This is a genomic window from Ensifer sp. SSB1, assembly GCF_016652895.1.
GTDB lineage: Bacteria > Pseudomonadota > Alphaproteobacteria > Rhizobiales > Rhizobiaceae > Ensifer.
The window spans coordinates 1-18,240 of record NZ_JAEPRP010000152.1 but is presented as its reverse complement, the minus strand read 5'-3'; the positions used below and the strand labels follow the sequence as shown (position 1 = coordinate 18,240).

At 61.8% G+C, this 18,240-nt stretch carries 20 protein-coding genes; 9 read left to right on the top strand and 11 right to left on the bottom strand.

Features of this window, described 5'->3' with window-relative positions; translation table 11 throughout:
* On the bottom strand, nucleotides 1-493 hold a 493-nt coding region (locus I8N66_RS28600; RefSeq protein ID WP_291161200.1), incomplete at its 3' end, for an ABC transporter substrate-binding protein.
* 151 nt (nucleotides 494-644) lie between these two features.
* Here I8N66_RS28600 and I8N66_RS28595 point away from each other — a divergent pair.
* A complete protein-coding gene (locus tag I8N66_RS28595; protein ID WP_291161197.1) occupies nucleotides 645-1,562 on the top strand; it encodes a LysR substrate-binding domain-containing protein in 918 nt (305 codons plus the stop codon).
* A gap of 55 nt (nucleotides 1,563-1,617) precedes the next feature.
* Here the strand turns inward: I8N66_RS28595 and I8N66_RS28590 are convergent, their stop codons facing one another.
* From I8N66_RS28590 to I8N66_RS28555, 8 genes are all read right to left on the bottom strand, one after another.
* Nucleotides 1,618-1,962, bottom strand: coding sequence for a RidA family protein (locus tag I8N66_RS28590; protein ID WP_077500383.1), 345 nt, complete (start codon nucleotides 1,960-1,962; stop codon nucleotides 1,618-1,620).
* A 22-nt stretch (nucleotides 1,963-1,984) separates the two neighbouring features.
* Entirely contained in the window at nucleotides 1,985-3,463 is a 1,479-nt protein-coding gene (locus tag I8N66_RS28585) for an NAD(P)/FAD-dependent oxidoreductase (protein WP_291161190.1), read from the bottom strand.
* A gap of 2 nt (nucleotides 3,464-3,465) precedes the next feature.
* A complete protein-coding gene (locus I8N66_RS28580; protein WP_291161187.1) occupies nucleotides 3,466-3,765 on the bottom strand; it encodes a (2Fe-2S)-binding protein in 300 nt (99 codons plus the stop codon).
* Nucleotides 3,749-4,870, bottom strand: coding sequence for an FAD-dependent oxidoreductase (locus tag I8N66_RS28575; protein ID WP_291161184.1), 1,122 nt, complete (start codon nucleotides 4,868-4,870; stop codon nucleotides 3,749-3,751). Before I8N66_RS28575 ends, I8N66_RS28580 begins: the two co-directional genes overlap by 17 nt.
* 61 nt (nucleotides 4,871-4,931) lie before the next feature.
* On the bottom strand, nucleotides 4,932-5,759 hold the full coding sequence (locus I8N66_RS28570) for a lysine/arginine/ornithine ABC transporter substrate-binding protein (protein WP_291161181.1): 828 nt from the start codon (nucleotides 5,757-5,759) through the stop codon (nucleotides 4,932-4,934).
* A gap of 35 nt (nucleotides 5,760-5,794) precedes the next feature.
* Nucleotides 5,795-6,574 carry an ATP-binding cassette domain-containing protein gene (locus I8N66_RS28565; RefSeq protein ID WP_113537469.1) on the bottom strand — a complete coding sequence of 260 codons (780 nt, stop codon included), beginning with the start codon at nucleotides 6,572-6,574 and terminating at the stop codon, nucleotides 5,795-5,797.
* Complete coding sequence (locus I8N66_RS28560) at nucleotides 6,574-7,293, bottom strand: ABC transporter permease subunit (protein WP_291161178.1); 720 nt, start codon at nucleotides 7,291-7,293, stop codon at nucleotides 6,574-6,576. Before I8N66_RS28560 ends, I8N66_RS28565 begins: the two co-directional genes overlap by 1 nt.
* Nucleotides 7,290-7,985, bottom strand: coding sequence for an ABC transporter permease subunit (locus tag I8N66_RS28555; protein WP_291161207.1), 696 nt, complete (start codon nucleotides 7,983-7,985; stop codon nucleotides 7,290-7,292). Before I8N66_RS28555 ends, I8N66_RS28560 begins: the two co-directional genes overlap by 4 nt.
* 161 nt (nucleotides 7,986-8,146) lie before the next feature.
* Here I8N66_RS28555 and I8N66_RS28550 point away from each other — a divergent pair, with 161 nt between their 5' ends.
* On the top strand, nucleotides 8,147-9,061 hold the full coding sequence (locus I8N66_RS28550; RefSeq protein ID WP_291161175.1) for a LysR family transcriptional regulator: 915 nt from the start codon (nucleotides 8,147-8,149) through the stop codon (nucleotides 9,059-9,061).
* On the opposite strand, the gene I8N66_RS28545 is transcribed toward I8N66_RS28550, so the two are convergent.
* Entirely contained in the window at nucleotides 9,046-9,972 is a 927-nt protein-coding gene (locus I8N66_RS28545; protein WP_291161173.1) for a LysR family transcriptional regulator, read from the bottom strand. The genes I8N66_RS28550 and I8N66_RS28545 overlap by 16 nt on opposite strands.
* A 272-nt stretch (nucleotides 9,973-10,244) precedes the next feature.
* On the opposite strand from I8N66_RS28545, the gene I8N66_RS28540 reads away from it, so the two are divergent.
* The 5 genes from I8N66_RS28540 to I8N66_RS28520 all read left to right on the top strand — a co-directional run bounded on the left by I8N66_RS28540 (nucleotide 10,245) and on the right by I8N66_RS28520 (nucleotide 14,606).
* Nucleotides 10,245-11,021 (top strand): 5-oxoprolinase subunit PxpA, encoded by a 777-nt coding sequence (locus I8N66_RS28540; RefSeq protein WP_291161203.1) that lies wholly within the window; start codon nucleotides 10,245-10,247, stop codon nucleotides 11,019-11,021.
* A 115-nt stretch (nucleotides 11,022-11,136) separates the two neighbouring features.
* Nucleotides 11,137-11,379, top strand: a complete 243-nt coding sequence (locus tag I8N66_RS28535) for an acetyl-CoA carboxylase (protein ID WP_043621692.1) — start codon at nucleotides 11,137-11,139, stop codon at nucleotides 11,377-11,379.
* Entirely contained in the window at nucleotides 11,376-12,761 is a 1,386-nt protein-coding gene (locus tag I8N66_RS28530) for an acetyl-CoA carboxylase biotin carboxylase subunit (RefSeq protein ID WP_291161168.1), read from the top strand. Before I8N66_RS28535 ends, I8N66_RS28530 begins: the two co-directional genes overlap by 4 nt.
* Entirely contained in the window at nucleotides 12,761-13,636 is an 876-nt protein-coding gene (locus tag I8N66_RS28525) for a carboxyltransferase domain-containing protein (RefSeq protein WP_291161165.1), read from the top strand. The genes I8N66_RS28530 and I8N66_RS28525 overlap by 1 nt, the downstream gene beginning before the upstream one ends.
* Nucleotides 13,626-14,606: a biotin-dependent carboxyltransferase family protein gene (locus I8N66_RS28520; protein WP_291161162.1), complete on the top strand. Its 981-nt coding sequence runs from the start codon at nucleotides 13,626-13,628 to the stop codon at nucleotides 14,604-14,606. The genes I8N66_RS28525 and I8N66_RS28520 overlap by 11 nt, the downstream gene beginning before the upstream one ends.
* Nucleotides 14,607-14,783: 177 nt before the next feature.
* On the opposite strand, the gene I8N66_RS28515 is transcribed toward I8N66_RS28520, so the two are convergent.
* Complete coding sequence (locus I8N66_RS28515) at nucleotides 14,784-15,794, bottom strand: GntR family transcriptional regulator (RefSeq protein ID WP_291161159.1); 1,011 nt, start codon at nucleotides 15,792-15,794, stop codon at nucleotides 14,784-14,786.
* 585 nt (nucleotides 15,795-16,379) lie between these two features.
* Here I8N66_RS28515 and I8N66_RS28510 point away from each other — a divergent pair.
* Together I8N66_RS28510 and I8N66_RS28505 are read left to right on the top strand one after the other, a co-directional pair.
* Nucleotides 16,380-17,456, top strand: coding sequence for an ABC transporter ATP-binding protein (locus I8N66_RS28510; protein WP_291161156.1), 1,077 nt, complete (start codon nucleotides 16,380-16,382; stop codon nucleotides 17,454-17,456).
* A gap of 81 nt (nucleotides 17,457-17,537) precedes the next feature.
* On the top strand, nucleotides 17,538-18,240 hold a 703-nt coding region (locus I8N66_RS28505), incomplete at its 3' end, for an ABC transporter permease (RefSeq protein ID WP_291161153.1).

Here is an 18,240-nt window from a genome sequence, read left to right as displayed (position 1 = left end):
TGAACGGAGCGAGCGGTTCCTTCAGGGTAAAGGCAACGGTGTAGTCGTCGATCTTGGAAACCGCTTTCAGGCTATCGGCAAGCTTGGTGTTGAAGGTGATGTAGGTGCCGTTGCTGATCTTCGCATAGGGATGATCCGACTTCAGCATCCGGTCGAAGGTGAACACCACGTCATCGGCGTTGAAGTCCCGCGTCGGGATAAACTGATCGTTGGACTGCCACTTCACGCCCTTGCGCAGCTTGAAAGTGTAGGTCCGGCCATCCTCCGAGATCGTCCAGCTTTCAGCCAGTGCCGGTTCGATGTCCGAGCTGTTTGCCTTCACGGACACCAGATTGTCGTAGATATTGGCCAGCACGTTCGACGTCGTTCCGCTGCTGCTCAGCTGCGGATTGAAGATTTCCGGCGATCCCTCCACGCATACCGACAAGACGCCGGCATGCGCCGATGTCGAAAGCGCCAAAGTCAGTAGGGCCGTTCCCAAGGCTATTCTCATTCTCGTTCCCTTTTTGAAGCAGATCGAACGCCCGATCTGTCGTGTTTGGTTGGTGTGAGAGAAGCGAGACGGGATATGATTGTCAAATATCAAATTATCCGCTCATTATAACCAAAATTCATGTTGCTCGATTCCAAGCAGAGGCATACCCATGAACATCCGCCAGTTGGAGGCGTTCCACAACACCGTCGAGACCGGCTCGGTCACGCTTGCCGCTGAGCGCATGCGGATCTCTCAGCCGGCGGTCAGCAAGCTCCTGCGCAGCTTTTCCGATGCCTGCGGCTTTCAGCTTTTCGTTCGCGCCGGCGGCCGGCTCACGCCAACGCTCGAAGGCCGTATGCTCGCGGGCGAGGTCGCCAAGATGTTCTCGGGGACCGCGCGCGTGGCAAGGCTCGCCGATGCCGTCCGCAATCAGGAATGGGGGGAGATCACGCTTGTCGCTCCGCCGGCGTTGACCACGCGTTTTCTCGCGCAGGCGCTTTCGCCCCTGCTTGCCGAACAGCCCGATATTCACTTCACGATGCGAAGCCTGCCTTCGCCGCGCATCATCGATCTCGTCGCGGCACAGCAGGTGGATATCGGCCTCAGCGTGCTGCCATTCGAACATCCCAATGTCGATGCCGAGCGCCTGATGCGTTTCGAAATGGTCTGCGTGCTTCCTGCGGGCCATCCGCTGGCGGACAAATCCGTCATCGATCTGGAAGATCTCGGCGGCGATCCCTTCGTCTCACTGGCGCGTGACGATTGCTCGTTGATGACGATCGACCGTGCCTTTCAGATCAAGGGCGTGCAGAAGAGAAACCGCATCGAGGTTCCGCTCTCTGAGACGGCCTGCTGCTTCGTCGCCAGTGGCGTTGGCGTCTCCATCGTGCCTTCATTCGTCGGGCTCGATTTTGGCAGCGACGTTCTGGTGCGGCGGAGTATCGTTCCGGAAACGACGATCGATCTGTGGCTGCTTACACCGAGGAACCATCCACGATCGCTCGCAGCCAGCAGGCTCATCGAATTTCTGCGGCAGGCGGTCGCCCCGTTCGACAAGCTTCAGTCCCGACCGAGCGCGCCTGAATGACGGCGCGCCGGATCATGCGAGAAATCGTCGTCTCGCATGATCCGGCCAGCGACGGCTACTTGTAGGCCGAGACGACCACTTCAATCAGTGTGTCACCACCGAGATCGGCAACGCCCACGGTCGCGCGGGTCGGAAGCTCTTCGGGGCCAACCCAGGCCTTCCAAACGGCATCCATGTCCGGCTTCTTGCCTAGGTCGGTCACGAAGATCGTGGCCGTCAGGAGCTTCGTCTTGTCGGTGCCAGCTTCCGCCAGATAACGATCGATCTTCGCTAAGATTTCCCGGGTCTGGCCGGCCATGTCGAGGCTTTCGTCGTCGCAGGTCGTGCCGCCGACATAGACGATGCCGTTGTGTTCTACGACACGGTGCATGATGGGCGTGCGGAGATGACGTTCTGCCATTTTAGTTTCCTTTGTTGAGGGGTTAGCTTCTGTCGGAATGGTCGCCGGTGACGGCCTGGACGGCATCCGGCGTGAGGGGGAGCGAGGCGAACTCGCGCAAGGGAACAGGCTTAATCGGTGTGCGAATCCGGTAGGTGCCGATATCGGCGGGGGGCCGCTGTTGCACGTCAGCCAGAATTTCGGTGATGGTCGCCGTGCACATGCGCCCCTGGCACGGCCCCATGCCACAGCGCAGCATCGTCTTGAGCTGGTTGGGGCCGACCACGTTGCGCGCGGCGGCGTCACGGATGGCACCGACCGTCACTTCTTCGCAGCGGCATGCGATCGCCTCCCGATCGGTCGGCGCGCGAAACACCACGGCGGGCTGATAGAGCGTGTCGATGAAGGTGCGGCCGCGCGACAAGATTCTACGCCGATTTTCTTGCTTCGCCAGAAGTGGCCCGATCTGGCGCGTCTTCTCCGGAAAGAGATCGCGACAGGCGGCCAGCGCCGCTATTCGCCCGCCGACCTCCGCGACAAGCGCGCCACCTATGCCGCCGCCGTCACCGGCGACGTAGATTGCCGGCAGCGAGGATCGGCCGTGCCTATCCAGTTGCGGCTGAAAACACTTCTGCCGGTCATTCCAGGCAAGAAGGCAGCCGGTCGCATTCGCCAGGTTGTTGTTCGGGACGACGCCCTGATGCAGGAAAGCGCTGTCGATGGCGATTTCCTCCGTCCGGCCCCTGGCCTTAAAGCGGATCGCGGCGACCCGCTCCTGACCGATGATCTCGATGGTCCCGACGCCGGTGAAAACCGGCACCGAGCGCCGGACCTTCGCCAACAGCGCCAGGCCTTTCAGCAGATAGGGCGAAACCAGAAATGGGGGCAGGAAAGGAAGGGCCTTTGTCCAGTTCGAACGCGGCGTGGTGTCGAGCACCGCGACGAGGTTGCCGCCCGCCTGCAGCAATTGGTCGGCAAAGAGATAAAGCAGGGGACCGCTCCCTGCCAAAACAACGCGACCGTCGGGCACCAACCCGGAAGATTTGAGTGCGATCTGGGCCGCGCCGATCGTCATCACGCCGGGAAGCGTCCACCCCCTTACAGGCATCGGCCGTTCCATCGCGCCGGTGGCGAACACGACCCGCCGCGCATGGACGATGCTGCTTTTGCCGCCGGCCGAAACGCGCAGCTCAACCGCTGTCTTTCCATCGGTCTCGCCTTGCTCGACACTCCAGACAAGTGCTTGGGGCACGTAGGTCGCGTCGCACTGCAGAAACGCTTTAAGGACATCCTTTCCCTTCCAGTAGTCCTTGCCGAGGAAGGCGCGTCTTGCCGGCGAATTCCCTTCGATCGACCGGTAGATCTGGCCGCCGGGGCCGGGGTTTTCGTCGAGGAGGATCGTTCGCGCGCCGGCGGCCGCCGCTTCCGCCGCCGCTGCCATTCCGGCCGGCCCTGCACCGATGATGGCGAGATCGTATTCGCGGTCGAGACGATGAAGATCATCGATTTTCCGGAGCGCCATCGTCAGCACCCTTCGTCCAGAGAGCGGGCACCGCTTTGCGATGAGATCGCCATCCCGTCACGCACGATGGTCATGCAGGCCTGCCGGTTCTGAACGCCGTCGATGGTGACCAGGCATTCGAAGCAGACACCCATCAGGCAATAGGGCGCGCGTGGGCGATCGCCGACGACGCTTCTGCGCAACGTGCTGATACCTTGGCCAAGGAGTGCTGCGGCCACCGTCTGCCCAATGTCGACGCGCATCGGGATGCCGTCGAACGTAATGGCGACGGTTTCCGCTGCTTTATCAATTCTGCGAAACATGAAATCTCCGGCCGGGGAATGTGTTACCGGCAAGTACGGCCTGCTGGGTGGCGATCTCACCGGCGACGACGAGCGCGTGGATTGCGGCAAGCGTCACGCCGGAATGGCACATCGCCACATAGGCACCGGGATAGGCGGCCGACTGCTCGTAAATGGGCAATCCGTCGGGCGTCTTGACGCGGAAGCCGGCCCAGGAGCGAAGGACGTTGACGCCACTCAGGCAGGGAAATGTCCTGATGGCCCGATCGGCCAGAACCGCGCTGATGTCCTGGTTGGTGGCAATCGAGTCCGTGTGGGTTTCCTGGCTGTCACCGATCATCACGCCGCCTTCGTCAGCTTGTCTGAGCGTGGCCGAGGTGTAGGGGAAAAATGGCCGGCATTTTTCGGTGACGAGGATCTGCCCCTTGCTGCGCACGGAGGGCGCGTGAATACCGACCATCGCGGCAAGCCGGCTGTTGCCGACGCCAGCCGTCAGGACGACGCGTTTGGCGAGAACCTCGCCCCAGGAACCCTTCAATTGGAATCCGCCCGATCGGGGGGTGATCTCGTCGATCTCACAATGCGGCTCGTAAGCAGCGCCGAGATTTATCATGCCTGTATGAAGCGCCCGGAGCAGGCGGAGCGAGTTCACGTCGCCATCCATTGGAGAATAGACGGAGCCGACGACATCCCGCCCGATCGCCGGCACCAGTTTCGCCGTCTCTGCGTGGTCAAGCAGGGTATGTTCCGCGGCATCATCGCCGAGTTCGCGCGCAACCGACACGACGTCTTCATGCGCCCGTGCCAGCTCGGCCTCGCTCAGCGCAAAGGTGAAGCCCCCATTTTGCTTCACGGCAACGTCTATGGCGGAAGTCTCTTGCAAGGCGGCCGCAAATTCCGGCCAAAGGCGGGTCGAGCGCATTGTCCAGCGTGCATAATGGGGCGCGCCGAGACCCTTGCCCTGAACCCAGATCAGCGCAAAGTTGGCGCGAGATGCGCGCAGCGACAGATCGTCTCCGTCGAGAAGCAGCGGGCGCTCACCCGCGCGCGCCAGGCCCCAGGCGAGGGCGGCGCCCACAAGGCCTGCTCCAATGATGACGATGTCCTGATCTGGTAGTCTGCGCATGCTTTTCGGTCCGTTTGCCGGCGCGGCCCGTCCAAAGTTCGGACGGGCCGGTTGTCGAGGCTTATTCCTGCGGGCTCACGTCCACCTTGAACCACTTCTCGGAGAGCTTCTTCACCGTGCCGTCGGCGACGGCAGCCTTGATGACGTCGTCGAAACGAGCCTTCAGTGCGGTGTCTTCCTTGCGCAGTCCGACGCCGATCATGCCGAACACCTTGCCCGAGAAGAGCGGGCCGGTGAGTTTGGCACCCTTCATGTCGTCCTTCTCGAGCGCTGCTGCGAGAACGGTCGCATTGGCCACGACTGCGTCGAGGCGGGCGCTCGCGAGATCGAAGTTGTGCTCTTCGGTGGTCTTGTATTCGCGAACGTCGGCGCCACCTTGAAAGTACTGTTCCATGAACGCGGAAGCCGTGGTGGAGCCCTGTACGCCGACAGCCTTGCCCTGGATCTTCTTGGCAATTTCCTGAAGTACGGGCTTGGCGGCATCGGAATCGACCGAAAGCGGTTTGCCGGTTTCCGGCAGGTTGGCGAGTTCGCTGTCTTCCATTGCCGCAAAGGAATTGATCGCTGTGGCGTAGGGGGCGGAGAAGGCCATCACTTCCTCACGCTTCGGCGTGATGCTCATGGCCGCCATGATGGCATCGTATTTGCCGGCGGTCAGCGAAGGGATGATGCCATCCCAGTTCTGCGCAACGATTTCGCACTTGGCCTTCATGCGTCCGCACAGGTCGTTCGCCAGGTCGATCTCGAAGCCTTCCAGCACATTGTTGGGGCCGGAAAAGTTCCACGGCGCATAGGCGCCTTCCGTGGCGATGCGGATCACGTCCTCCGCTTGCGCGACATGGGCCGTTGCCAGCAGGCCTGCGGCAGACAAGACAATCTTCAGTTTCATGCGTTCTCCTCTCTTGGTTTTTTTCAAAGTTGGTTTCAGGCGTTGTGCTTGGAAATGAACTGGCGGAAGCGCTCGCTCTTCGGGTTCGAGAAGACCTGCTCCGGGCGACCGTCCTCTTCAATCAGCCCCTTGTGCAGGAACAGAACCCGGCTCGAGACGTCGCGGGCAAAGCCCATCTCATGGGTGACGACGAGCATGGTGCGGCCCTCGGCTGCGAGATCGCGCATGACCTTCAGCACCTCGGCGACCAGTTCCGGATCGAGTGCCGAAGTCGGTTCATCGAACAGCATGATCTTGGGTCGCATGGCGAGTGCCCGGGCGATCGCCGCACGTTGCTGCTGGCCGCCGGAAAGATGTGCCGGATAGAAGTTGCGCTTGTCGGCGATCCCCACCCGCTCGAGGAGGGCTTCGGCCTCCGCGACGCATTCGGCGCGTTTGCGCTTTTGCACATGGACCGGCGCCTCGATCAGATTTTCCAGGATCGTCAGGTGTGACCAGAGATTGAAGGACTGGAACACCATCGTCGCCTGGGAGCGAAGCCGCAGCAGTTGCTTCGGATCGGCGACGCGCGGTGCGAAGCCCGAACGCTGCGTAAGCCTGTAGCTCTCACCGTGAATGGAGATTTCGCCGGCATCCGGCACTTCCAGCATGTTGATGCAGCGAAGCAGCGTGGACTTGCCGGAACCCGAGGCCCCAAGGATCGAGACGACTTCGCCCTGGTTGGCACTGAGCGAGATGGAATGCAGCACCTTGTAGGCACCGTAGCTCTTCTCGAGCCCGGTGATCTTCACGGCCGGCGCGAGGGGCGCGTTCATCATGCATTTTCTCCTGCGGCACGTCGGTAGAGGGGTTGGCGCTGCGCGGCCGAAAGCCGGTATTCGAACAGCTTGAACAGCCGGCTGACGATGAAATTGAGCAGCAGATAGATCGCGCCGGCGGCGATGAAGATCTCCACGGGCCGGTAGGTCGCCGAGATGAGTTTTGCCGCCAGCCCGGTGACTTCCATCATGGTTATGGTCGAGGCCAGCGCCGTCGATTTCACCATCAGGATCACTTCGTTGGAGTAGCCAGGCAGCATCTGCCGCAGCGCCTGTGGCGCGATGATGCGGCGAATGAGAGTGAAGCCGCTCATCCCATAGGCACGCGCGGCTTCGATCTGCCCCGCAGGCACTGAGAGAACGCCGCCGCGGATGATTTCGGCGCTGTAGGCTGCTGTGTTGAGCGCGAGCGCCAGCGCTGCGCACCAATAGGCCTCCCGCAGGAACGGCCAGAGGAAGGTCTTGCGCAGTTCGGGAAACTGGCTGAGGCCGTAGTAGATGAGGTAGAGCTGCACCAGAAGCGGCGTGCCGCGAAAGATGAAGATGTAGATCCGCGCCAGAAGGTCGAGCGGTGTCCAGGTCGACAGTCGCATCGCTGCGAGAACAATTGCCAGAACGGCGCCGGAGGCGACGGATACCGCCATCAGTTGCAACGTCAGCGGGATGCCGCTGCAAAGCTGCACGAAGGCGTCGTAGATGAAGGGTAGATCGATCATAGTGCCCGCCTGATCCCGCGCATGGCGCGCTTCTCTGCAATCCGGAACAGGACGCCCGACACGAAGCTGATCAGCAGGTAAAGCACCGCAGCCGTCAGGAAGAAGGTGAAGGGTTTGCGTGTCGAACCTGCGCCGATCTGTGCCTGCCGCATCAGTTCGATCAGCCCCACCACCGAGACGAGTGCGGATTCCTTCAGCACCAGTTGCCAGACATTGCCGACACCCGGGATTGCGAACCGCGTCGCCTGGGGGAGGATAATGCGGCGAAACAGAAGGTGGTTCGGCATGCCGTAGGCCCTTGCCGCTTCAATTTCGCCCTTGGAGAGCGCGAGCACCGCACCGCGATAGACTTCGGCCTGATAGGCGCCTGAAACCACCCCGATCGCCAGAGCGCCGGTCAGGAACACGGGGGCGCTGATGAAGCCCTCGGATCCGAACAGAGCGCCGAGTTGGCTTAAAACCGCGCTGCTGCCGAAATAGAAGAGATAGATGACGAGCAGATCGGGAATGCCGCGCAGGATGGTGGTGTAACCATCTGCCAATATCCTCAGAGCGCGCAGCGACGAGAACGACGCCGCCGCGGAGAGACAGCCAAAGACCGCCCCGGCGGCAAAGCCGCTGAGGGCAACGCAAAGCGTAACGCCTGTCGCCCTGAGCATATCCATGCCCCAGGCTCCCTCGGCGAACCCCATCAGATCGAGATACGCGCTCAAAGCACCCACCAGTTTGTTCCCTTGGTGCGGCGCCGGTTCTGCCAGGCGCCACGGTTTGTTTTCAGTGGGTTTGACAGCTTGATTCAATACCGTCAAATTCGTAATTGGACCGAGAGCATAACCAAATATTATGGTGATCCATGAACCTGCGTCAGGTAGAGGCGTTCCGAACCGTCATGTTGACCGGGAAAATGACGGCGGCGGCGGAGCTGATGTCCATCACCCAGCCGGCGGTGAGCCGGCTGATCCGCGACTTCGAAATCGATACAAAGCTGAAGCTGTTCGACCGGCGGGGAAACCAGCTGACGCCCACGCGGGAAGCGCTGACGTTGCTTCAGGAGGTGGAGCGGGCCTATGTCGGCCTATCGCGCATCAAGACGTTTGCCGAGGAGATCAGCCGGCAGAACGCCGGCATGCTTCGGATTGCCGCCATGCCGGCCCTTGCCAACGGGATCATGCCGCGTTTCCTCGCGTGGTTCCTGCGCGACCGGCCGAACGTTCATGCCTCGCTCAACGGTATTCCGTCGTCTCTCGTGATCGAGGCGGTCGCATCGGGGCAGGTGGACCTTGGCTTTGCCGACGGTCCGCTCGACCGTCCCGGGTTTCTGATCGAGACCCGCCCAATACCGGCGGTCGTCGCTGTTCCCGCTGGTCACAGGCTTGCCGACCGGGAAAACATCATGCCGGCCGATCTCGCCAATGAGCGCATGATCACCCTGGAGCCCGGCACGCTATTTGCCATGCGGGTGGAGGTGGCGCTGGCCGGCATTCCAAGGTCATCGACGTTGGAGACGCGCCTTTCCCATACCGCGCTGACGCTGGTCTCCGAAGGGGCGGGCATTGCGATCATCGATCCATCGTCCGCGACCGAATTCCGGGGGCGCGGCGTCGTCGTCAGGCCGTTCGGGATCTTCGTCGACGCCGGCTTCCTCGCGATCCGTCGCAGCCAGGGTTCCGATAGCGTCCTTGCCGAACGCTTCGTCACCGAATTCTGGAGCTATCACGAGGCGTTGCTGCGCGGGGACCAGGACTTCCGCGTTCAATCCGCGCCATAGGAGCCGGCACGGCCGCCTGGACTGTGGAAGGCCTGCTGGAAATAGGAGCGAAGCGCGGTCATTGCCGGCGTGAACTCGGTGCCTCTGCGCCAGGCGAGGCCGACATCCATCGCCGGAACCGCGTCGCGCACATCGATCGTTTCGATGCGGCGCCCTTCCAGCGACCAGGGGCGGTGAACCATGTCCGAAAGGATCGCCACACCCTGGCCATTGGCGACGAGAGACCGAACCGCTTCCACCGATGACGTTCGAAGGATGACGCGTGGCTGAAAGGTCGATGCGCTCCAATATTTGAGCGAGGTGTGGGCGGCCTCATCGACCGTCAGCATGATGTAGGGCTCCTGGGCGATCTCACGAAAACCAACATTGTCGCGCGTAAGCAGCGGGTGCTGGGCGGGAACCCAAAGCCGCCGCGTCGAACTCATGAGCTTCTCGGTCTGAAGCGCGGGATTGAGGATGTTGGATGTGAGCAGCACCGCCATATCGTATCGGTTCGTCAGCAATCCTTCCTCGATCGACTCGCGATTGAGCTCGAACAGCTGAACCTCGAGCTTCGGGAACAGCCGCCGCAGCCGCTCGATGTGCTGCGGCAGGAAGTAACCGATCACCGTATAGGTGGCTGCAATGGCGAGCGTCCCCTCGACCGAGCTGCTGACGACGTTGAGATGCGTTGCCTCGTCCACCTTCTTCAGGATCTCGTAGGCATGCGAGAGAAACTGACGGCCCGCCATGGTCAGGTCCATGCCGCTCGGTGTGCGCAGGAAGAGGCTGGCTCCCACGATCCGCTCCAACTCCTTGATCGCGGTGGTGATGGCCGACTGCGAAATGGAGAGATCGACAGCAGCCTGCGAGATCTGCCCGAGTTCGGCGGTGGCGACGAAATAGCGAAGCTGGCGAAGGCTGATCGACATCGACTTCTCTTCTGATTTTTCGATAACGCAGGCCAGGAAATCAGAAAGCCTGCCCGCTCCTTGTGCAGATATTTGATCGCGTTTCAGGCAGATCCGCATAAATAGCGGTTTCAACGGTATTTTCTCATGAACGATATTGCAACTGCGAATTCTGAAAAACAGATATAAGGAATATGAAAATAGAATTTTTCAAATGCACCAAATGCTCCTAGCGTTTCCTTCATTGAAGGTTTGGCCGGCTTTCGAGGCGGCCCTGATCGAAGGGAATGATCTTGCTCGACGTCGTCGACATCAACTGTGACATGGGAGAGGCCTTCGGTCGCTGGAATATCGGCGACACCGACGATGCGACGCTCATGGCGCTGATCAGCTCCGCCAACATTGCCGCGGGCTTCCATGCCGGCGACCCCAATCTGATGGACGAGACCGTGCGGCTCGCAGCCGAGCATGGCGTCGGCATCGGGGCGCATCCGGGTTACCGTGACTTGCAGGGCTTCGGTCGCCGCAAGATCGCGGGTACCGCACGCGAACTGGTCAACGATATCGTCTACCAGGTGGGCGCCATCCGTGAGTTTGCAAGACGGCATGGCACGAGCCTGCAGCATGTGAAGCCGCACGGCGCGCTTTACATGGAGATGGCGGTCAACCGCGAACTCTCGCAGATCTTCCTGCAATATATGCGCACGGTGGCACCGACCGCCTTCGTTTTCTGCATGGCCGGTTCGGAGACGGACATCGCCGCACGCGAAGTCGGGCAGCCGGTCATTCGCGAGTTCTATGCCGATCGCGACTACGACGACAGTGGTTCGATCGTCTTTACCCGTGACGCCGGGCGTCCCGACCCGGCCGCGATCGCACGGAAAGTGGTGCGCGCCTGCAAGGAAGGGCGTGTGCGAACAGTGGCTGGCAGCGACATCGACATCGCGTTCGAATCCATCTGTTTCCATTCCGATACACTCGGTGCACTCGATATCGTGCGCCTCATGCGGGAAGCGCTGGCGGTGGAGGGTATCCGCATCGCTCCTGTTTCACAGCTCAGAGCGGGATGAGGAAAAATGTGGGCGGCCTTTTCGCCCGCATCCCACTCTAAGTTATTAGATTCAATCATGCTTTTTGTCAGTCCGATCAAAAGCATCAAGACCAAATGACAAAGCGGAGGCAACCATGAGCAAGCACGAAATCCGATCGCCCCTTCCAGGAACCTTCTATCGGTCGTCTGCTCCGGATGTGCCACCGTTCAAATCGGACGGCGATGCGGTAGCCTCGAATGAGGCGATCGGTCTGATCGAAGTGATGAAGACCTTTCAGGAGATCCAGGCGGGCGTCACCGGCGGCAGCATCCGGTTCCTCGTCGACAATGAAGAGCCGGTCATGGCCGGTCAGGTGATCGCCGAGGTGGAACAATGACCATCCGTTCAGTCCTGATTGCCAATCGCGGCGAAATCGCCGTGCGCATCATCCGGGCGGCAAAGGCGCTCGGTATTCGCACGGTTCAGGTCTATAGCGCCGCGGACGCGGATATGCTGGCCGTGAAGCTCGCGGATGAAGCCATCGAAATCGGTCCACCGGCGCCGAAGAAATCCTACCTCGATATTGCCGCCGTGATCGCGGCCGCCAAGCGTGCCGGCGTCGATGCCGTGCATCCGGGCTACGGCTTCCTGTCGGAGAACGGCGATTTCGCCGATGCGGTGGTTGCTGCCGGCATGATCTTCATCGGCCCTTCGGGTGACGCCATCCGGCTGCTCGGCGACAAGGTGCAGGCCCGTGCCGTTGCCGAGAAGGCAGGTATGCCGACGGTGCCCGGCAGCAACGGCCGGATTTCGAGCGTGGAAGAGGCGCATGCGGTAACGGCTGAGACCGGTTTTCCGGTCATGATCAAGGCGGCCGCCGGCGGTGGAGGGCGAGGCATCCGCATCGTCAACGATCTGGCGGAGCTCGACAAGCAGTTCCCCCAGGCGTCGGCTGAGGCGCTCGCCTCTTTCGGCGACGGCGGCCTCTACCTCGAGAAAGTCATCACCCGCGCGCGTCACGTCGAGGTGCAGATCCTCGGTGATGGCGAGAACTTCGTGCATTGCTTTGAGCGCGAGTGCTCGCTGCAGCGCCGCCGCCAGAAGGTTTGGGAAGAGGCGCCTTCGTTCCTCCTGCCTGCAGATGTGCGACAGAAGCTCTGCGACAGCGCCGTGGCGCTCGCCCGGGCCGTCGGCTATCGCGGCGCCGGCACTGTCGAATACCTCTATGACGATGAAACGCGAGACTTCTACTTTATAGAGGTCAACACCCGCATTCAGGTCGAGCATCCCGTCACCGAGATGATCACAGGCATCGACCTCGTGCAGGAGATGTTCCGTGTCGCCGGCGGCGCGTCGCTCTCCGTGCGTCAATCGGACATCGCCGTGCGCGGCCACGCGATCGAGTGCCGGATCAATGCCGAGGACCCGGCACGCGGCTTCATGCCGGCGCCCGGCAGGATTTCCCGTTTGAGCGTGCCTGAAGGCGAGGGCGTTCGTTTCGATACGATGCTCTACGAAGGCTACACGATACCGCCCTTCTACGACTCCCTGCTTGGCAAGCTGATCGTCTGGGGCGAGGACAGGTCAGCGTGTCTCGCCAGACTTTCGCGAGCGCTTGCCGATTTGAAGATCGAAGGGGTGCCGACGACGATCGCCCTGCATCAGGCGCTGGCCGCTGACGCGCAAGTCGCGGCGGGTGCGTTCCACACCCGCTTTCTCGAAACTTGGCTGGAAACCGAATTTGCCGCCCTGGGCGGCCGCACCGCGGAGGTCGCGTGATGCCGACACGTTATACGTTTGGAGGCGACGAGCATCTGTTCGTCGAATGCAGCGACGAGATGTCGCTCGAAGCCTTCTTCAATAGCCTTTCCATGGCGAAGGGCGTGCGGGAGAGCCGCATCCGCGGCGTCACGGAAATCTGCCCGGCGAACGCTTCTTTCCAGATCAAGTTCGATCCTGACGTCCTCAAGCCGGATGACGTTCTGAAGGAAGTCCGGGCGATCGAGGGGGCGGCGGAGCGGGCTGAGCCGGTCATCCGTACGCGCATCGTCGAGATCCCGGTCTTCTACAACGACCCCTGGACGCACGAAACGCTGATGCGCTTCCGTGAACGGCACCAAGACCCCGGCGGTACAGACCTCGACTATGCGGCGCGCATCAATGGCTACGACGCTGTGACCGACTTCGTAGCCGCCCACTCAGGCTCGCCCTGGTTCGTCTCAATGGTCGGTTTCGTTGCGGGCCTGCCCTTCATGTATCAGATGGTCGAGCGGCAACGGCAGATCGAGGTGCCGAAGTATCTCAGGCCGCGGACCGATACGCCAAAGCTGACGGTCGGCCACGGCGGCTGTTTCGGCTGCATCTATTCGGTGCGGGGCGCCGGCGGCTACCAGATGTTCGGCATCACGCCGATGCCGATCTTCGATCCGACGCAGACGACCAGCTATTTGCGCGATTTCATGGTGTTCTTCCGCCCTGGCGACATCGTCAAGTTCAAGCCGATCGACCGCGACGCCTATGATCAGGCGGTCGAGGACGTCGACAAGGGCCGCTTCGCGCCACCGATCCGCGACGTCAGCTTCGATCTGCGCGAGTTCCAGAAGGATATCGCCGGATACAACACCAAGCTGGAGGGTGTGCTCAATGGCCATTAACGTGCTGCATCATGGTCTGGCGACCACCATCCAGGACCTTGGCCGTCCCGGCTACTTCCATCTCGGTATCCCGATCGGTGGCGCAATGGATCGCTACGCGATGCGTGCCGCCAACTTGCTTGTCGGCAACGATGAAGGCGCTGCCGGGCTGGAGGCGGTCTTCCTCGGGCCCAAACTCGAATTCACCGAAGATGCGCTCGTTGCCGTCACCGGCGCCGACATGCCGGTCAAGGTCGACGACGTGCTGCAGCCAGGCTGGACGGCCTTTCGGGTGAGGGCCGGCCAAACCCTGAGCTTCGACTTCCTGAAATCCGGCGCGCGTATCTATATCGCCGTCTCCGGCGGCGTCGACGTGCCGGAAGCCCTTGGCAGTCGCTCGACCTATCCCATCGGTGCGCTTGGTGGATACAAGGGACGCGCGCTTGCAGCCGGTGACGTGCTGCCGGTTGGGCAAGCGAGCGTCGGCCGCGAAGGGCTAGCGGTTGACGAAAGCCTGCGCCGCAAACCCGCGGCACCTGCCGCACTGCGCGTGCTGCCGGGGCTCTACTGGGATCGCCTGACGGACGAGGCGAAGCAGAGCTTCTTTGCCGACGAGTGGAAGGTGGCGCCGGAAGCCGACCGCATGGGCTATCGCTTCCGCGGTGGCCGCAAGCTCAGCTTCGTCGATCGTGACCAGCCATTCGGTGCCGGCTCCGATCCTTCGAACATCGTCGACAGTTGCTATCCCTACGGCTCGATCCAGGTGCCGGGCGGGACGGAGCCGATCATCCTGCATCGCGACGCCGTATCGGGCGGCGGCTACTTCATGGTCGGGACTGTGATCTCGGCGGACATGGACCTCATCGGTCAGTTGCAGCCGCATACACCGACCCGCTTCGTCGAGGTGACGATGGAGGAAGCGTTGGCGGCTCGCGCCGAAGAGGGCAGGCGGCTTGAAGCCTTGCGGGCGGCAATTGCCGGAAAGGCGTGACACTAGCGGCGATCGGCCGCCCAAGCGGCTGTTGGCCCTCAACATGAACAGTTCGATTGCGGCCGGTAACTAGGCGCTTTGGTGACGGGAGGGCGAATGATGAGGAGGGCGGACCTGACTTTGCGATCGGCGTCGTCCGCATCAGTTCGCGGCGCCCGTCTCGCATCGTTGCACCCGCTATTCGACGACCCGTGTCAGGTAAGCAGCGGTGACGCTGGGGCCGGGAATGATCGCCACGATCTTCATCTGTGCGATCGTCCGGTTCAGCGACGCGTCGATATGGCTTTCAAGCATCGACGCCGCCGCTGCGTTGGCGCCGCGCGTCATCAGCTCGACAATAAGCTTCAGTTCCGCGATGACCGCCGGGTCGCCCGGCAGACCCAAATGCCGAAGCAGTCTCTCCGTGGCCGTCACCGGCAAGAGGTTGTTGCGGATCAGTTCGCGCAGGCGTTCGTTCGGCATCGCAAGCACGCAGGCCTCGGTGAACTCCACCAGAATGTCTTCAAGGCCCAGCCAGCCGTCCACGTCCTGCGTCTGACCGAACTCGACGAGCCGGTTGAAAAGCGCTGTCAGCCGGTCTCGGTCGATATGCGGCGCGCCAAGCGCCAGCGCCTGCGGCTCGAGCAGTCGGCGCAGCATGAAATGATCCTTCACGGTCTGGGCCGTCAGCGGTCCGGCGATCCAGTGCGAGCTCTGGTTCTTACGCACGAGCCCACGCTCGCGCAGGCGGGTCAGCACGTCACGCACAACCGTCCGGCTGACGTTGAAATGGTTGGCAAGCTCGTTTTCGATAATGCGGTACTGGCCGAAGATCACGCAGCCGGCCACATCGTTCTCGATCTCGTCGTAGATGCGCTCCCAGGACGAGCGGCTTTGCAGGGCCTCGTCGGCGTGTTGCGGAACGATGAGGCCGAGCGTCTTGATGTCGGTTCGGTTCGGTTCGATTGCCCGGCCGGGTGGACCGACGAGATAGCCGCGGCCTTTGAAGCGGTGCACGAGCCCGTCGCTTTCGAGCTGCAGCAGGGCGCGCTGCACCGGCGCGCGCGAGATCTGCAGGATATCGGCGATCGGCCCTTCGAGCAGCACGAGGCCGGGCGGCAGCGTGCCTTCGGCAATGTTCGTTCGCAGCACATCCTCGGCAATTTCGTATCGGCGCTGCGGATTCTGGCCGAGGCGTGGCTCGCTCATGCGGTCTGGCATCTTCCGTTTGGCTGGCAAAGTCGTCTCCTTTCTTTACGCCACTTGCCGGTGACCGTGACAGCGCAAAATAAATGCATATTGAATACACATGTGCATTTTTTCTGCGCGGTTGTCCATTGCGATGTCATGTAAGGGCGTTTCGCCTCTGTATGAGTGCGGAGCTTTGCGAAGGCGGCAGGGGCTGCGGCCAAGTTGATGAGTTATGGCGGTTGCGCCTGATGAAATGCGCAATTCCACAGTGTTTCGCAGATGGCGTGATGGCGCTGCTTGGCGAAGGGTGGGAGTGTCGCCTCCTTGGGTTAAGGTGCGATATTGCCATGTACATGCATCTGACAAAACCCGAATAAAAGTCTATTGCATACAAAAATCATTCATGTCATGGTTCGTGACATGCAAGCGCTCAGAAGAAGCGTGCAGGTGGAACTTATTTTTTAAATCGCAGAGGACCGTGATCTCAGCCGCGCATGTGACCCATGCGTGATCGCTATCGCATGTGCGTTCGGATGCCTGATCGGCGCCGGCGAGGGCGAAGCGTTGGCTGGTAGCCGGTCGGCGATAACGGGCAGGAAAACGATGTCGACAGTCCTACAGCTCAAGAACGTCACCAAGGCTTTTGGCGAGATGCGTGCGCTCGATGGTATCGACCTCGCGCTGCCGGGCGACGCCTATATCTCGCTCCTCGGGCCGAGCGGCTCCGGCAAGACGACCTTGCTGCGCGTCATCGCCGGCTTCGAGGACCCGGATGGCGGCAGCATCCTGTTCGATGGCAAGCGTATCGACACCGTGGCGCCGCATCAGCGCGGCATCGGGTTCGTGTTCCAGAACTTCGCACTCTTCCCGCATCTTTCGGTCGCCCAGAACATCGCCTTCGGCCTGGAAAACCGCGAGGTCGACGCGGTGACGGACCGCAGGGTGATCGATGCTCGGGTGAAGGACATCATCGCTCTCGTCGGCCTGACCGGCCTCGAAGGCCGCGCCGTCACACAGATTTCCGGCGGTCAACGGCAGCGCGTCGCACTGGCGCGCACGCTCGTCACCGAACCGCGCATGGTCCTGCTCGACGAGCCGCTCGGCGCGCTCGACGCCAATCTGCGCGCCCGGATGCGCACCGAACTCCGCGCCATCCGCGAACGCTGCGGCGTGACCTTCCTGCACGTGACGGGAAGTGAGACCGAGGCCTTGGCGATGGGCGACACGGTGCTGGTGCTCGATCGTGGCCGGATCGCGCAATCGGCCGATTCCGACACAATCTACAACCGTCCGGCGTCACCGGCGGTCGCTCGCTTCCTCAATTGCTACAACCTCTTTCCCGGACGTCTTGAGGGCGGCGCCTTTGTCGGCAGTGCCGGGCGCTTCTCGCTGGGCGGCCGCGCGGCAACCCGCGCGACGCAACCGGCCTATGCGATCCGCTACGACCGCGTTGCCGTGCGCCCGCGCGAAGCGGCGATAGGTGACGATGAGGTCCGCGTCGAAGGTAACTTCGTTGCCAGCGAATATTCCGGCGCTGCGGTCAATTCCTTCTTCGCCCTGGATGACGGGCGGGTCTTCGAAGTGGAGACCCATCTCAGCCATGCCGCCCCTGAAGCCTATGAGGATCAGGGTCGCTACGCGCTCGTCTGGAAGCGGGAAGACGCCCTTGTCTACGCTTGAAACGTCTACGCCTGAAACGCGCGCAACTGAAACGGCCAGAGCCTGTGCCTCGGTGCTGCGCTGGTCCCCGGAGATTGAGAGATGAGCATGATGGCCGTTGCGGAACAGACGGAAGCGGAAACCGTCACTGAGAGGAAGCCCACCGGAAAGGCGCTATGGCTGCTCGCCCCTGGCGTTCTCTGGATGGTCCTGTTCCTCGTCCTGCCGATGCTGATGATGGTCTATGTGTCCTTCTGGACGCAGACCACCTTCAAGATCGAGCCGACGCTGACGCTGAAAAGCTGGGTCACCTTTTTCACCAGCGATACCTATCTCGGCGCGCTGTGGACGACGGTACGCATCTGGCTGATCGTGCTCGTCGCCACCGTTCTCGTCGGCTACCCGGCGGCGCTCTACGTCGGGCTCTTCGTCAAGAACAAGGCGCTACAGACGGTTCTGCTCGTCCTTTGCGTCATTCCCTTCTGGACCTCGTTCCTTATCCGCGTTCTCGCCTGGCGCCCCATGCTCGGCAAGGAAGGAGCGATCAACATGATCCTCATGAATCTCGGCATCACCGATGCGCCGATCGAGGTCCTTTTGTTCTCGGAACTCTCGGTGATCATCGGCATGACGCAGATCTACTGCGTCTTCATGGTCGGGCCGATCGCCTTCATGCTGGGCCGTATCGATCACTCCGTCATCGAGGCGGCGCAGGATCTGGGGGCCGGCTTCTGGCGGATCTTCCGTAAGATCATTTTGCCGCTCTCCATGCCGGGCGTGGTCGTCGGTGCGATTTTCGTCTCGG

Bases quoted from the DNA above. Each gene is read 5' to 3' on its own strand.
- I8N66_RS28575 (WP_291161184.1), bottom strand. From the start codon at position 4,870: ATGCGCAGACTACCAGATCAGGACATCGTCATCATTGGAGCAGGCCTT.
- I8N66_RS28510 (WP_291161156.1), top strand. From the start codon at position 16,380: ATGTCGACAGTCCTACAGCTCAAGAACGTCACCAAGGCTTTTGGCGAG.
- I8N66_RS28580 (WP_291161187.1), bottom strand. From the start codon at position 3,765: ATGTTTCGCAGAATTGATAAAGCAGCGGAAACCGTCGCCATTACGTTC.
- I8N66_RS28520 (WP_291161162.1), top strand. From the start codon at position 13,626: ATGGCCATTAACGTGCTGCATCATGGTCTGGCGACCACCATCCAGGAC.
- I8N66_RS28535 (WP_043621692.1), top strand. From the start codon at position 11,137: ATGAGCAAGCACGAAATCCGATCGCCCCTTCCAGGAACCTTCTATCGG.
- I8N66_RS28560 (WP_291161178.1), bottom strand. From the start codon at position 7,293: ATGATCGATCTACCCTTCATCTACGACGCCTTCGTGCAGCTTTGCAGC.
- I8N66_RS28530 (WP_291161168.1), top strand. From the start codon at position 11,376: ATGACCATCCGTTCAGTCCTGATTGCCAATCGCGGCGAAATCGCCGTG.
- I8N66_RS28545 (WP_291161173.1), bottom strand. From the start codon at position 9,972: ATGTCGATCAGCCTTCGCCAGCTTCGCTATTTCGTCGCCACCGCCGAA.
- I8N66_RS28570 (WP_291161181.1), bottom strand. From the start codon at position 5,759: ATGAAACTGAAGATTGTCTTGTCTGCCGCAGGCCTGCTGGCAACGGCC.
- I8N66_RS28525 (WP_291161165.1), top strand. From the start codon at position 12,761: ATGCCGACACGTTATACGTTTGGAGGCGACGAGCATCTGTTCGTCGAA.
- I8N66_RS28565 (WP_113537469.1), bottom strand. From the start codon at position 6,574: ATGAACGCGCCCCTCGCGCCGGCCGTGAAGATCACCGGGCTCGAGAAG.
- I8N66_RS28595 (WP_291161197.1), top strand. From the start codon at position 645: ATGAACATCCGCCAGTTGGAGGCGTTCCACAACACCGTCGAGACCGGC.
- I8N66_RS28555 (WP_291161207.1), bottom strand. From the start codon at position 7,985: ATGGGGTTCGCCGAGGGAGCCTGGGGCATGGATATGCTCAGGGCGACA.
- I8N66_RS28585 (WP_291161190.1), bottom strand. From the start codon at position 3,463: ATGGCGCTCCGGAAAATCGATGATCTTCATCGTCTCGACCGCGAATAC.
- I8N66_RS28550 (WP_291161175.1), top strand. From the start codon at position 8,147: ATGAACCTGCGTCAGGTAGAGGCGTTCCGAACCGTCATGTTGACCGGG.
- I8N66_RS28515 (WP_291161159.1), bottom strand. From the start codon at position 15,794: ATGAGCGAGCCACGCCTCGGCCAGAATCCGCAGCGCCGATACGAAATT.
- I8N66_RS28590 (WP_077500383.1), bottom strand. From the start codon at position 1,962: ATGGCAGAACGTCATCTCCGCACGCCCATCATGCACCGTGTCGTAGAA.